Consider the following 14,314-nt stretch of genomic DNA (forward strand, 5'->3'; position numbering starts at 1 on the left):
TTGTCAGCCTTTCTGTCTTCTATTCCAAAATTCCCTCATGCTTTTTATGTATCCTTCTGAGGTGGAAGTAATATTTTTTCTTTCGACTCCTCCTTTTCTTAATTTTTTTCTTATTGTTTTCCGAAGGATCTTTTCCCATTTTAACTCAAAGCCAGTGGGTCCAACCTCAATTAGTATTTTCCCTTGGTTCCATAGTGTGCTGACTTTGTCACCAACCTTTCCTGCTTGAAGATGAAATCCATTTGCACAAAGTATTCCATCAACTAAAGAATAATGTTTTTCTGCATTAAATGAGATGGCGAATTCAATATTCGCAGGTCTTTGGCTTTTAAGGATGAGTGTTACTATTTTTTTTGACGTTAAAGCTGTGCCCCATTGAATATTTACATCGCCGGGTGGCTGATTTTCATGCGCATCTATATATTCGGCAATGTCCGGCCTTTCAGAAGAATCAATTATTATTGCTGGAATAGGCCGCCCATTGCCAAACTCAGGAGATATAATTACTCCATCGTCAACTATGGGGGTGGTCGATACGTTAACCATTCGATCAAGCAATGCGATACTCCCTTATCAAGTAGGAATCAATTTCATTAACTTCACCTGCGGTATCTGTTATGCGCAAGGTGTATTTGTCGATGCGACCAAGTCTTCGGGCTGTGTCGTGGTGCGAAAATAGACACCAGTTCGTACATGCATATTTGGCGGGGACTTCCACTACTTGTGCGAATGGAGTAACTTTGTGCCCATGTATTGATTGGCTGAGCGACGAATCATGTTGAAGAATTATGTTGCCAGCCGAGTTGTTATGTCGGATATATGTAATTATTAATTCTATCCGCTGCGCTGAGTTTGAAACTGATGCTCGATTTATAATGGATAGATTGAAGGCAAAGACGTAATTGTTTTCTTCGTTTACGTAGTTTATGCCTTCAATCAAATATGCGCTCAGCCCCTCTTTTTTTGATTGGTTTTCCTCTTCTGCAATTGATAATGCTCTCTTTGCTATATGGTTGCCCCTCATTGCATATATGGCCGATAAAATGGCTGTGAATGCTGAGAGAAGTGATATTAACTGATCGTTGGGCACCAATAATTTCCTTTGCTCTATTTTTTTACTCTGGCTGAAGTGCTGGCTGGCCTGAGATTGCATGTTGTCGTAGTAACTTCATATAAGAGATGTCGGTGTCTCTGTTTTTCCATGCGGCGAAAAAATGTTTTGCCATTTCGGGTATGTCGGCTTCAACTGTTGATGGCCAGAGGCAGGGGCTGTAGTCATAAACTCTTAACATGTTGTCGACATCAAATATTCTGCCCGTGCCTTGCGATCTAATTAAAGCAACTGGCCTGTCTTCGGCCATTCGCATTCCAAGCTCAAACAAAACATTTGGGTTGTGTTCAGTTAAATCAGCTATAACTAAATCCGCTTGGAGTAGCTCATTTACGATGGTTGATTGAATGACGTCGCTACCGCCACCTCTATTTGCGGTGCTGACTGAAAATCCATTTTTCTCGGCTGCTGGAATGATTAGGCTGTTTAGCACTTCTTGGAAATAGCCGGCTGGATGGATGGAGTCCCGCTCAACGAATGGCATTATTACAAAACAAGATACTTTTTCTTTGTTGGTGGGGATTCTGGTCGTGGTGGCATTGGAAATAACCTCTATGGATTTTCCACTTTCCTCACCCTTTAAAAGAGGTGTCCCTGGGGTATAGTTTTTACCTATTCCTATATATCTGCAATTTTCGTCAAAAAGGGTCACGAAATCTTGGTGATGCTCATGGGAAACGGAAAACTGTGTTTGCAATACATTACTAAGGTATTCCATTTCGGGAAGGTTGTTCCCTTTGTAATATTGCAAAACGTCAGCGAAGACTTGAACGTTAAGAAACGCTTCTCTTTTCGACTCTGAGGCTGCTTCAGGGCTACGTGGGTAAACGCAGGCGCGACCCAGTGGGGTCAGGGCGATGGATTTACCTCGGGCTGCCCCCTCTATGAGGCCATATTCTCTAGCAGAATTAACCAAGTATAGAAAGTTTGTTGATTTTTGTCCGATCCCTACGGCCTTGGAAACTGATGCTGGATCCCACGGATTACCTGCATTTTTCTCTTTCAGTGCAAGTGCTATATCTAAAGATTTTTCCAGTGAGAATTTCGGGAAGTTTTTTTGGGGGGCTCTTTTTTTTCTAATCGGAGCCGTGGCAACTTCTAGGTTTTCGATTATAGTTTCGTCTTGATTGTCCATGATCGCTTTTCTTGTTCCTATATTTTGTATATGGGTGATCAATGAATTACGGGTATTTTTTAGCAGTTTTTTTTGGGGGTGCGTAAATATTTATTTCAGCAGTCCTCCCCACAACAGTTTAAGGCCATCCACTAGCGGACAATGTAATGCATAAAAAAAGCGGGCTTTCGCCCGCTTCAATACCTCTCGTCCTGTGAGCGATCTTTTTTGTAGTAAATCCTTTTCTACAGTAGATGCATTTAGTGGTCTACCACTGCAGCGCACCGCCAGTCTGGTATTCGATAACCCGCGTTTCGAAGAAGTTCTTCTCTTTGCGCAGGTCCATGATTTCAGACATCCACGGGAACGGGTTCTGCGCGCCCGGGAATTGTTCTTTCAGGCCAAGCTGGCTCAGGCGGCGGTTGGCGATAAAGTGCAGGTACTCTTCCATCATGGCGGCATTCATGCCGAGTACGCCGCGGGGCATGGTGTCGCGGGCGTATGCCACTTCCAGTTCCATACCTTCCAGAATCATCTGGGTTACTTCCTGCTGGAACGACTCGGTCCACAGGTGCGGGTTTTCCAGTTTGATCTGGTTGATCACGTCGATGCCGAAGTTCAGGTGCATGGACTCGTCGCGCAGGATGTACTGGAACTGCTCAGCAACACCGGTCATCTTGTTGCGGCGGCCCATGGACAGGATCTGGGTGAAGCCACAGTAGAAGAAGATACCTTCGGTTACCGCGTAGAACGCGATCAGGTTGCGCAGCAGTTCCTGGTCCGCTTCCGGGGTGCCGGTTTTGAAGTTGGGGTCGCCGATGGACTGGGTGTGGGACAGGCTCCACGCCGCTTTCTTGGCTACGCTCGGTACTTCGCGGTACATGTTGAAGACTTCGCCTTCGTCCATGCCCAGAGACTCTACACAGTACTGGTAGGCGTGGGTGTGGATGGCTTCTTCAAAGGACTGACGCAGGATGTACTGGCGGCACTCCGGGTTGGTGATGTGGCGGTAGATGGCCAGTACCAGGTTGTTGGCTACCAGGGAGTCTGCGGTGGAGAAGTAACCCAGGGAGTACTCTACGATGCGACGCTCGTCCTCGGTCAGACCGTTGGGGTCTTTCCACATGGACACGTCTTTGTTCATGTTTACTTCTTGCGGCATCCAGTGGTTGGCACAGCCGTCGAGGTATTTTTGCCAGGCCCAGTCGTATTTGAACGGCACCAGCTGGTTGAGGTCGGCGCGGCAGTTGATGATGCGCTTTTCGTCTACCTGGATACGGGCTGCGCCCATTTCCAGTTCTTCGAGGCCTGGGGCCGGGTCCAGATCGTTTACGGCGGCACGGGCGGCTGCCACGGCGGAGGAGGCCGGGGCGCTGCTCGCGGTTGCGCCTTCTTCCTGGGCCGCGGTCGATGCCGGGGCACTGCTTGCGCTCTCTACCTGGTAGTTAGCGCTGGGTTCGGTGACTGCCTGCTGCTCGGATTGCAGTGCGCCCGGCACCGGTTGCGGTTCTTTCGCTTTCTGTTCGGGTTTGGAATCGATATCGTCCCAGCTCAGCATGACTTCTTCCCCTTCTGTGGGTGACGAGCTGTTGAATAACAGCTCGTGCAAGTGTGTGGTGTGCGGCCGGCGCCCGGCCCGAACCTCTTGTTGGATCCGGTACCGGGGCGGCGCTTATGGTCTTGGTTGCAGGCGCTTCGTTTTAAAACGAGTGCCTGCGGTCGCTCTCCCCCGAGAGTCTTTTAATTTAGGGCCGGCCAATTACTGGCAGGCTTCACAGTCCGGATCGTCCAGAGAACAGGCCTGCGGCACGGCAGCCGGTGCGCCCATTTCCTGAGTGCTGGACTCTGCTGCCGGAGCGGCGCTGGCTGCGGGTGCACCGCCGGCACTTACTGCGTTCAGGGAGCCGGTGTTCACGGTGGATTTCTCCGTGGTGGTGGCAGCCAGTGCACGCAAGTAGTAGGTGGTCTTCAGACCGCGGTACCAGGCCATGCGGTAGGTCAGGTCCAGCTTCTTACCGTTGGCGCCGGCGATGTACAGGTTCAGGGACTGCGCCTGGTCGATCCACTTCTGACGGCGGCTGGCGGCGTCTACGATCCAGCGCGGTTCTACTTCAAACGCGGTAGCGTACTTGGCTTTCAGGTCCGCCGGGATACGGTCGATCTTCTGCACGGAACCTTCGTAGTACTTGAGGTCGTTGACCATCACCTTGTCCCACAGGCCGCGGGCTTTCAGGTCGTGTACCAGGTACGGGTTCACCACGGTGAATTCGCCGGACAGGTTCGATTTTACGTACAGGTTCTGGTACGTCGGCTCGATGGACTGAGAAACACCGGTGATGTTGGCGATGGTCGCGGTCGGTGCGATGGCCATGACGTTGGAGTTACGCATGCCCTGGCTGGCAACCTTCTTGCGCACCACATCCCACTCGAGGGTGCTGCTGGTGTCCTGATCAATGAACTGCTCGCCGCGGTTCTTGGCCAGAATTTCGATGGAGTCGATCGGCAGAATGCCCTGGCTCCACAGAGAGCCTTCGTAGCTGGTGTAGCTGCCGCGTTCTGCCGCCAGATCACTGGAGGTGGAGATGGCGTAGTAGCTGATCGCTTCCATGGTGGTGTCGGCGAACTTGACGGCTTCATCGCTGGAGTAGGAGATGCCGGCTTTGTACAGCGCGTCCTGGAAGCCCATCAGACCCAGGCCCACCGGACGGTGGCGCATGTTGGACTGACGCGCGGTTTCCACGGAGTAGTAGTTAATGTCGATCACGTTATCGAGCATGCGCACGGCGGTTTTGACGGTGCCTTCCAGCTTGCCCATGTCGAGCTTGCCGTCTTCGCCAATGTGCTGGGACAGGTTTACCGAGCCCAGGTTACATACCGCGATCTCGTCGTTCGCTTTGGTGTTCAGGGTGATCTCGGTGCACAGGTTGGAGCTGTGTACCACACCGGCGTGCTGCTGCGGGCTGCGCAGGTTACAGGCGTCCTTGAAGGTGATCCACGGGTGGCCAGTTTCAAACAGCATACCCAGCATCTTGCGCCACAGGTCGAGTGCGCGCACTTTCTTGTGCAGCTTCAGCTTGCCGTCGGCGGCCAGTTGCTCGTAGTGGTTGTAGCGCTCTTCAAACTTGTCACCGAACAGGTCGTGCAGGTCCGGGGTGTCTGCCGGAGAGAACAGGGTCCACTCTTTGTCTTCAAACACACGCTTCATGAACAGGTCCGGCACCCAGTTGGCGGTGTTCATGTCGTGGGTACGGCGACGGTCGTCACCGGTGTTCTTGCGCAGCTCGAGGAATTCTTCGATGTCCAGGTGCCAGGTTTCCAGGTACGCACAAACTGCGCCCTTACGCTTGCCACCCTGGTTTACCGCAACGGCGGTGTCGTTCGCTACCTTCAGGAACGGTACAACGCCCTGAGATTTGCCGTTGGTACCTTTAATGTAGGAACCGAGGGAGCGCACTGGGGTCCAGTCGTTACCCAGGCCGCCGGCCCACTTGGACAGCATGGCGTTGTCCTGGATAGCACCGTAGATGCCGTGCAGGTCGTCCGGCACGGTAGTCAGGTAGCAGGAGGACAGCTGCGGGCGCAGGGTACCGGCGTTAAACAGTGTCGGCGTGGAGCTCATGTAGTCGAAGGAGCTCAGCAGGTTGTAGAACTCGATCGCGCGGGCGTTCGGGTCTTCTTCATTAATGGCGAGGCCCATGGCAACACGCATGAAGAAAATCTGCGGCAGTTCGAAGCGGATTTCATCGCTGTGGATGAAGTAGCGGTCGTACAGGGTCTGCAGGCCGAGGTAGGTGAACTGGTGATCGCACTCGGGCTTGATCGCTTCACCCAGCTTTTCCAGGTCGAAGCTGGCCAGTGCCGGGTCCAGCAGTTCCAGTTCAATACCTTTTTCCACGTACGCCGCCAGTGCCGGCTTGTACAGGGTTTCCATTTCCTGCTGGGTTGCGGACTCGGCAACGCCCAGGAAGCGCAGGGCTTCGGAGCGCAGTTTGTCCAGCAGCAGGAAGGCGGTTGCGTAGGTGTAGTTGGGCTCTTGCTCAACCAGGGTACGCGCGGTGATTACCAGTGCGGTATTGATGTCGGTTTCGGAAACACCGTCGTACAGGTTCTTCAGTGCTTCGCCGAGGATCAGGTCGCCGTCGACGTCGGTCAGGCCTTCGCAGGCTTCGCGAACGATGGTGCGCAGGCGCTCCATATCCAGCGGTACCAGCTTGCCTTCTTTACTGCCGTCTTCAACTTTTACGCGAATGCTCGGGTGCATGTCGGCAGCCGCTTCCGGTGCCGCTGCTTTCTCTTTTTCTTTCTCAGCACGCAGACGCGCGTGCTCTTCACGGTACAGCACGTAGTCGCGCGCGATTTTGTGTTCGCCGGCACGCATCAGTTCCAGCTCAACCTGGTCCTGAATTTCTTCAATATGAATGGTGCCACCGGAAGGCATACGGCGCTTGAAGGTTGCGCTGATATGGGAAACCAGATCGGCCACGCGCTCGTGGATACGGCTGGAGGCCGCGGCAGTGCCACCTTCCACGGCGAGGAACGCCTTGGTGACGGCTACAGAGATTTTGCTGTCGGCGTACGGCACCACAGTACCGTTGCGCTTGATAACACGGATCTGACCGGGGGCAGTGGCAGCCAGTGAGGTATTGCTGCTGGCCTGGTCTGTTACCGATTCCTTGGTGGTGCCGTTTGGCTCAGACTGGGGGCGCCCTGTCTCTGTGTGCATGAAATTCTCCGTAAATTGTGCGTGCGTGTCGTGGTCGACTGCTTTTGGTTTTTGCTTTGATTTATACAAGTTCGGCTTGTGGCCTTAACTCTTTACGCAACCGTTAGTAGCTCTTGGTTAAGTGCCATTTGTTAAGTGCCATTGCATCGGTCACTTAACTGGCGCTTATTTATTGCCCAGCACAGTCTCTTGAGGAACCAAAACGATTCCACAGGCACAAGTAGTTGCGGCGAAGTACAGGCTTCGCTCGGGTAACTCTTGTGGGGTACATCTTTGAAACTGCGATTGGCCTGAGCGCATTGCCCGGGTGTCGCGTTTTTGCCCAGAAGAGGGCGCCTAAAACGGACAACCTGCTGTGCCAACTAGTTGGTGCGAAAGAGGTCGAACACAAGATATTGTGGTTGTGGAAAGTGCCTGGCGACGTTTTCCCAAGGGTAATTTGGGGTTCGCTTGCCACCTAAACCCAATATGTTGGGGTTCGACCTCGAATGAGCAACAAGATAATGCGGTTGGGGGGGTAATTCAAGGCGGATAACTCTGGAGTTACTTGTGGATAATTTGTGGGTAGCCGGCACGGCGGTGGATTTTTCCTGTCGCTAGCGCCCGTCATTACTGGCCGGGTATAAAAAGTGAGCAGTGGATTGCGCGGGGCGGGGGTTTTAAGAATATTTTTTAATAGTAATCGGGTCTCAAATTAAGCCCGGCAATAACCGCGCGAGGTTGCACATTGTGTGATCAAACCGACACTGTTAGGTCGATTTTTGCGCCAGTCGTGGCTTTTGGCCCTTTCGAGTAATTTGCTGCCAGTGGCGTAATCTGTGGATAAAAATTGCGCATTCATGTGGGTCGTGTGTGGGGCCTGCGGGTACAAAAAATGTTCACTTGATGAGCCGCTACAAAAAAGGGCGCCAGAATGTTCTGGCGCCCTTCGGCGTTCAGGATGCAAAGGATCCGAACGCGATCAGCCGTTGCTGTTTTCCTGTAGGAATTCCATCAGCGCTTTCTGTGCGTGCAGGCGGTTTTCCGCCTCGTCCCACACCACCGAGATCTTTTCATCTTCCAGCAGATCGCCGCTCACTTCTTCACCGCGGTGTGCGGGCAAGCAGTGCATGAAGATCGCATCGCTGTTGGCGTGGCTCATCAGCTCGTGATCCACCAGGTAACCTTCGAAGGCTTTCAGGCGGATCTGTTGTTCGGTCTCCTGACCCATGGAAGCCCACACGTCGGTGGCTACCCAATCGGCGCCGCTCACCGCTTCTTGCGGCGTGCGCACGATTTTTACCCGGTCTTTGGCGCGGGCGACAATGGATTCGTCCGGGTCATAACCTTCGGGGCAGGCAATGCGCAGTTCAAAGTCGTACATCAATGCGGCATTGATGTAGGAGTGGCACATGTTGTTGCCGTCACCAACCCAGGCCACGGCCTTGCCTTCCGGGCTGCCGCGGTGTTCCACATAGGTTTGTAGGTCCGCGAGCAGCTGGCAGGGGTGGTAGCTGTCGGACAGGGCGTTGATCACCGGTACCTTGCTGTACTCGGCGAAGCGCTCAAGCACGTTGTGGCCGAAGGTGCGGATCATCACCATGTCCACCATGCGCGAAATTACGCGGGCGCTGTCTTCAATGGGTTCGCCGCGGCCCAGTTGGGTGTCGCGCGGGGACAGGAACAGTGCACTACCGCCCATCTGTGCCATGCCCGCTTCAAAAGACACGCGGGTACGGGTTGAGGACTTTTCAAAAATCATCCCCAGCACTTTGTCGCGAAACGGTTCGCTGCTGACACCCTGGTTGCGCAGGGCTTTCAGTTCGATGGCGCGCTCGATAACCGCGCGCAGTTCTTCCTGGCTCAGGTCGAGGAGGGTGAGAAAATGTCTGACTGCCATGTTTGGTTTCCTCCGAATTCAGGCGGCCTGTTGGGCGAATTCCCGCACCAGTGCGGCGACGGTGGTGGCGATCTGGCTGCATTCTTCATCACTCAGGGTGAGTGGTGGCAGCAGGCGCAATACATTGCCAGCGGTAACGTTGATCAACAACCCCTGTGCGCGGGCCAGATCGACCAGTTCTGCACAGGGGCGATCCAGTTCAATGCCGATCAGCAGGCCCAGGCCGCGGATATCCACAACGTGGGCGCAGCCGGCCAGTTTCGCTTTCAGTTGATCCAGCATCTGGGTGCCAAGGCTGGCGGCTCTCTCCATAAGCCATTCGCTTTCCAATGTTTCCAGTACGGCGAGGCCGGCGCGGCAGGCCAATGGGTTGCCGCCGAAGGTGGAGCCATGGGTGCCCGCACTAAAGAGTGCGGCGGCTTCGCCGCGGGCTAGGCAGGCACCGATGGGGACGCCGTTACCGAGCCCCTTGGCGGTGGTGACCACGTCAGGCAGCAGACCGTCGATATGCTGGTAGGCGAACAACTTGCCGCTGCGGCCATTGGCGGTCTGGATTTCATCGAGCATCAGCAGCCAGTTCTGGTTATCGCAGAGTGCGCGCAGGCGCGCCAGATAATCCGCATCCGGGATGCGAATACCGCCCTCGCCCTGCACGGGCTCTGCCAGAATCGCAACGATATCCTCGTATTCTGCGGCCAGTTTCTCGATGGCGGCGACGTCATTATAAGGAACACGCAAGAAACCCTCAGGCAGTGGGGCAAAGCCCTCCTGTACCTTGGGGTTGCCGGTGGCGGTCAGGGTTGCAAGGGTACGGCCGTGGAAAGCGCCCTCGGTAACCACGATTTTCGGGCAGGCGAGACCGCGCTGGTTGCCCAGCTTGCGCGCCAGTTTGATGGCGGCCTCGTTGGCCTCGGCACCAGAGTTGGAAAAGAATACGTTGTCCATGCCCGACTGGGTCACCAGCTTTTCCGCCAGCTGTTCTTGTGGGGGAATGTTGTACAGGTTGGAAACGTGCAACAGGGTGCTGGCCTGCTCCTGAATGGCCTGGGTGACCGCCGGATGGCAGTGGCCAAGACCGCATACGGCAATTCCGGAGAGGGCGTCGAGATATCGTCGGCCGTTGTCATCCCACACGTAGTTACCTTCGCCTCTGACCAGAGTCAGGGTTCTGTTACCGTAGTTTTGCATCAGTGCGGGAGTGGCCACCGTATATCTCCTCTGTGGGTGGGTCTCAAAGCGTGGGCCGGTATCCGCCGGCCCCGAACAAAGGGAAAACCGCAGAAAATGCGCCTTTTGCGTTTTCTGACCGCAATTTTCCCGGGAAACCGGCAATACTAGCACAGCGGGAGCCCGGTAACAGAGGCCGATGGCTTCCCGCAGGCCGCGGATGGGAATCGAATCGGAATGGGGTACAATGCGCGCTTTCGTTGACGGATCGACACCGCAGGAGCCGCGGTCACTCGCAGTCACTTGTATTTCCAACCGACTTTTCAGCCGAGGTTAGCTTCCACTATGGATACTCTGGAAAATATCAAAAAGCAGATCGCCGATAACGACATCCTGCTTTATATGAAGGGCAGCCCCAATGCGCCACAGTGCGGCTTCTCTATGCGTGCTTCCCAGGCGATCATGGCGTGTGGCCAGCGTTTTGCCTATGTGGATATTTTGGCGAACCCGGATATCCGTCAGGAACTGCCGAAGTACGCCAACTGGCCGACTTTCCCGCAGCTGTGGGTTAAGCAGGAGCTGGTGGGCGGCTGCGACATCATCATGGAAATGCATGAAAGCGGCGAGCTCAAGACGTTGATTGAAGAGGCCGCAGGCAGCGCCGAACAGGGCGAGTGATTGCACTTTTCGGTCCATACGGCCCATAAAAAAAACCGCGGCATTGACCGCGGTTTTTTTATGTCCGTAAACATCGGAATGGCGCGGTGCTCTTTAGTAGCCACTAACTAGTAGGCAGCAACCGCGCAGCGACGCTTATTCGTCGGAAGCTTTTTCCATCTGAGTCTGCAGGTAGTTTTGCAGGCCGACCTTGTCGATCAGGCTCAGCTGCGTTTCCAGCCAGTCCACGTGCTCCTCCTCAGAGTCGAGGATGCGTTGCAGCAATTCGCGGCTGCCGTAGTCGCGAATGGACTCGCAGTAGGCGATACCGTCACGCAAATCTGGGATCGCTTTTTTCTCCAGCTGCAGGTCACACTTCAGCATCTCTTCGGTGTTTTCACCGATGAGCAGTTTACCCAGATGTTGCAGGTTGGGAATGCCTTCAAGGAAGAGAATCCGCTCGATCAGCCAGTCGGCGTGTTTCATCTCGTCGATGGATTCGTGATATTCCTTATCCGCCAGCTCTTTCAGACCCCAGTCTTTGAACATGCGGGAATGCAGGAAATACTGATTGATCGCAATCAGCTCGTTGCCGAGAGCTTTGTTCAGGTGTTCGATGACTTTTGGATCGCCTTTCATTGCGTTAGCTCCATGTTGTTTCCTGCGGCTTCCTGCTCAAGCGATAACTCGTTTACTTGGGGCAGGGGAGCCCTCACTTAATTTTATTGTCCCGATTTCCACTCGAGGTGCTGGATTGATAAAAATCATTGAACCCCGAGTGAATTGCGGTCGAGTTTGATGGGCAGAATGCGGCAAGTCAAGGCTGAGTGCGAAATTACGCTGGGACTATATATAAAGGCTTAAAAGCAAATTTAGCCGTAAAGGTAAACGAAAACGATTCCTACTTAATATCAGCGGCTTCTGCCTACTGCGAGTCCGTGCGAGGGTATCGACTACACTACAGTGATTTTATTTTCCCCCGCCACGAACCAACTTTCAGCTATGCATATTGACGTCTAAGTGCACATAAAAAGACATGTCTGCCGAAGGGCAATAGAGTCAATGAGCGCGAAATGAACCCGAACATCATTGGCTGGCTGGCTGGCTGGCTGGCTGGCTGGCTGGCTGGCTGGCTTACGCGGGGGGCGGTAATGACAGAGTTGGGAACCGATGCTGGTCTAGTTTAATCGCACAAAGGGGCTTTGAGGGTAGCGACGTTATGGCGCAATACTTCCATACCTTTCTCGCGGGAGCTGTCTTTGTCATAGAAGCTACGGCTTCATTGATCATGGTGTGGGGCTTTTTAGTCGCGGTTTATGAGGTCTTGCGCGCATCCAGAACCGGATCGCACGCGGAACGTATGTTTGCGTTGCAGATGGCGCGCTGTGACCTTGGTATCAAGCTGGTGTTTGCGCTGGAACTGCTGATTATTTCTGACTTGCTGCACACGGTGGTCAGTCATACGCTGGATGATCTGTGGTTTCTCGGTGCACTAGTTGCGATCCGCACCATCGTCGGTTTTTTCCTGAATCGGGAAATCGAACAGGTGAAGGGGGAAGTCGGCAAGCTTTGACGTGAGAAAAGAGACCGCGCAGAAAAGACAACAGAGAAAAGCGAACTGGGCACGCTTACCGTACGAAATATTGACGGGGGCGAGTTACTCCAGCAATTTTTGCATTTTTGATAGTTGCTTCTGTATCGCGGCGATATCGAATCTGTCCTCGAGACTGATGGCACAATCCTCTTTTAATCGCAGCATTAGGTCGTAAAGTGCCTGGCGATCCTCCCGTCGGCAGCAAATTTCGGAAAGTTCAATTAGCCCACCGCACAGGTGTCGCATCACCACGCCACTGGTACGTCCGTATTCCAGTATTTCGTCGAGTGCGGCGGCAAGCACGTGAGATAAATCGAGCTCGCTGACGATGAGCCGCAGCTGACCGTCCTGATCGTAAAAGCAGTTGGGGAGTGGGGGCCGCTGGAGAATCAAGCCGATGCCATCCATTAAGCGGTCGATACACGTGTATGCCGTAAACGGATCATTAATACCCGGGGATAAGGCCCTTACTGCGACCTGCGACATCTGACGAATAGAAAAAATTATGTCTTGCCCCGCGGTGGGCTGTGCCCCGAGGGTGAATGCCCCTTGTATTGCTCTGGCGATCTCCTGACTATCCAAATGCCGCGGCGGATCAGAAACCTGTGCCATGACTCCCCAATGGTAAAGAAAGGTGCCGGGGTGGCTCTGCAACTGAACGCAGCAATTGTTCTCGCGTGCCCAGTCGATCAAGGCCTGCCGGTCAATAAGCTGAACATAGCCTTCCTTGTCCGTGCGAACACAGGTGCTGTCTTTGTTCTGCGGCAGGTCTCTCAGGTCTTCGCGACTGGCGTCCGAGGCTCGGCACTCTTCCGCCGGGTAGATGGTGTCCAGTGCCGAGCGAAATTCCCGGTTGATGTGAAAGGTAATGTTGTCGATTTGGATCGACTGCGCCACGTTGTGAATGAAATAGATCAGATAGGCAATACACCCCAGTGCAAGGAACAGTGCGAAACTGACCGAGAGGGTGGGCTGGGTTCGCTCGGTCTCAGCACCAAGTACCCGGATAACCATCAGTGCGTAAACGAAGGTCGAGAGGAAGATACCCAGAGAGACCTGTGTGCCGCGGTCGCGCATGAAATTGCGCACCAGGCGCGGGCCAAATTGGTTGGAGGCGAGGGTCAGGGCGACCATGGTGATTGAGAACACGGTACCCGCGACGCTAATGGTAGAGGTGGCGATAACGGTGAGCAATGCGCGGGCACTGCTGGGGTCATGCAGACGAAGCCAGCTGAGCCCGGGCAAATGGCCTGCCTCATTGGTATTGTCGATTGCGGTAAACAACAGGGCGAGGAAAATTGCCGCCGTCATCATCAAGGTGGGGATGAGCCAAAAGCTGGTTCGAAGTCTGCTAGCGATATATAGCAGCCGCTGTTTCATGATGTTGCGGTTTCCCCAAGCCTGAAATCTCGTCTTTTAAGGGTAGGCGAGTAAGGGTAGGCGGGTGGGGTGGCGTGGAGTAGGGATGCAATGCAGGGGAGAGGAACAAAGAAGCCGGCGTGCGCGCGTTACCTTTGACTTGTAACTTGCGCGCAGGCAAATGACGGCGCAGCTGATTAGCCGGCGGAGTAGAACAGTGCGCCGTTCGCGTCGGCGGGCATACCCGCAGACATGGTTTCGTCGATGATTTCCTTGGTCAGTTCCGCACAGCGTCCACATTGGGAGGAAACACCCAGCTGACGGCGCAGGGCCTTGATGGAGGTGGAACCATCGTGGACCGCGTCTTTAATCTGACTGTCGGTGATGCCTTTACAAATACAAATGTACATCGGGAAACCTGGTGCAAATTCGATCTACTGTTTATCGATAAAGAGATCTTATTGTTAATGAGAATAAGTGTCAATAAGATTTTGCTATCGATCAATCATTATTCTAGCTGCTCGTTATATGAACTGGATGGTCAGTTGGTGGCTTCTCAGTCAACTTGTGAGTGCGGGTGTTTTTACTGGTGACGGATAGATGGCGTCTGCTATTGCCGCCATATAAAAAATTAATGGGACTGCCATAAGCCCCTGTGTATCATAGCGGCCCCCTATCGATCTTTTGTCACTTTATAGTCACTGGTTATA

At 53.8% G+C, this 14,314-nt stretch carries 12 protein-coding genes; 2 read left to right on the forward strand and 10 right to left on the reverse strand.

Annotated features, from left to right (window positions below):
- Positions 1–3 precede the first annotated feature (3 nt).
- From KUV22_RS15880 to KUV22_RS15910, 7 genes are all read right to left on the reverse strand, one after another.
- Positions 4–558 carry a hypothetical protein gene (locus tag KUV22_RS15880; protein WP_222232738.1) on the reverse strand — a complete coding sequence of 185 codons (555 nt, stop codon included), beginning with the start codon at positions 556–558 and terminating at the stop codon, positions 4–6.
- A complete protein-coding gene (locus tag KUV22_RS15885; protein ID WP_222232739.1) occupies positions 551–1,090 on the reverse strand; it encodes a hypothetical protein in 540 nt (179 codons plus the stop codon). Before KUV22_RS15885 ends, KUV22_RS15880 begins: the two co-directional genes overlap by 8 nt.
- A gap of 25 nt (positions 1,091–1,115) precedes the next feature.
- The gene (locus KUV22_RS15890) at positions 1,116–2,246 is read right to left on the reverse strand and encodes a hypothetical protein (RefSeq protein WP_222232740.1); all 1,131 of its coding nucleotides are present in this window, start codon (positions 2,244–2,246) and stop codon (positions 1,116–1,118) included.
- A 247-nt stretch (positions 2,247–2,493) separates the two neighbouring features.
- Complete coding sequence (locus tag KUV22_RS15895; RefSeq protein ID WP_222232741.1) at positions 2,494–3,783, reverse strand: ribonucleotide-diphosphate reductase subunit beta; 1,290 nt, start codon at positions 3,781–3,783, stop codon at positions 2,494–2,496.
- Positions 3,784–3,984: 201 nt separating this feature from the next.
- On the reverse strand, positions 3,985–6,948 hold the full coding sequence (locus KUV22_RS15900) for a ribonucleoside-diphosphate reductase subunit alpha (RefSeq protein WP_222232742.1): 2,964 nt from the start codon (positions 6,946–6,948) through the stop codon (positions 3,985–3,987).
- A 961-nt stretch (positions 6,949–7,909) separates the two neighbouring features.
- On the reverse strand, positions 7,910–8,827 hold the full coding sequence (gene argF, locus KUV22_RS15905) for an ornithine carbamoyltransferase (RefSeq protein ID WP_222232743.1): 918 nt from the start codon (positions 8,825–8,827) through the stop codon (positions 7,910–7,912).
- Between the two features lie 18 nt (positions 8,828–8,845).
- Entirely contained in the window at positions 8,846–10,033 is a 1,188-nt protein-coding gene (locus tag KUV22_RS15910) for an aspartate aminotransferase family protein (RefSeq protein ID WP_222232744.1), read from the reverse strand.
- A 306-nt stretch (positions 10,034–10,339) separates the two neighbouring features.
- Here KUV22_RS15910 and grxD point away from each other — a divergent pair, with 306 nt between their 5' ends.
- Entirely contained in the window at positions 10,340–10,672 is a 333-nt protein-coding gene (grxD, locus tag KUV22_RS15915) for a Grx4 family monothiol glutaredoxin (protein WP_010133096.1), read from the forward strand.
- A gap of 135 nt (positions 10,673–10,807) precedes the next feature.
- On the opposite strand, the gene bfr is transcribed toward grxD, so the two are convergent.
- Complete coding sequence (gene bfr / locus KUV22_RS15920; protein ID WP_010133094.1) at positions 10,808–11,290, reverse strand: bacterioferritin; 483 nt, start codon at positions 11,288–11,290, stop codon at positions 10,808–10,810.
- Positions 11,291–11,870: 580 nt separating this feature from the next.
- Between bfr and KUV22_RS15925 the strand changes: the two genes are divergently transcribed.
- Positions 11,871–12,224 (forward strand): DUF1622 domain-containing protein, encoded by a 354-nt coding sequence (locus tag KUV22_RS15925; protein ID WP_222232745.1) that lies wholly within the window; start codon positions 11,871–11,873, stop codon positions 12,222–12,224.
- Positions 12,225–12,308: 84 nt separating this feature from the next.
- Here KUV22_RS15925 and KUV22_RS15930 read toward each other — a convergent pair whose 3' ends face one another.
- Both KUV22_RS15930 and KUV22_RS15935 read right to left on the reverse strand, forming a co-directional pair.
- A complete protein-coding gene (locus KUV22_RS15930) occupies positions 12,309–13,625 on the reverse strand; it encodes a DUF2254 domain-containing protein (RefSeq protein ID WP_222232747.1) in 1,317 nt (438 codons plus the stop codon).
- A 176-nt stretch (positions 13,626–13,801) separates the two neighbouring features.
- Positions 13,802–14,014 carry a bacterioferritin-associated ferredoxin gene (locus KUV22_RS15935; protein ID WP_222232748.1) on the reverse strand — a complete coding sequence of 71 codons (213 nt, stop codon included), beginning with the start codon at positions 14,012–14,014 and terminating at the stop codon, positions 13,802–13,804.
- Between the last annotated feature and the right edge of the window lie 300 nt (positions 14,015–14,314).

Origin of the sequence: Microbulbifer agarilyticus, assembly GCF_019800665.1 — a bacterium.
In the GTDB taxonomy this organism is placed as follows: Bacteria; Pseudomonadota; Gammaproteobacteria; order Pseudomonadales; family Cellvibrionaceae; genus Microbulbifer; species Microbulbifer agarilyticus_C.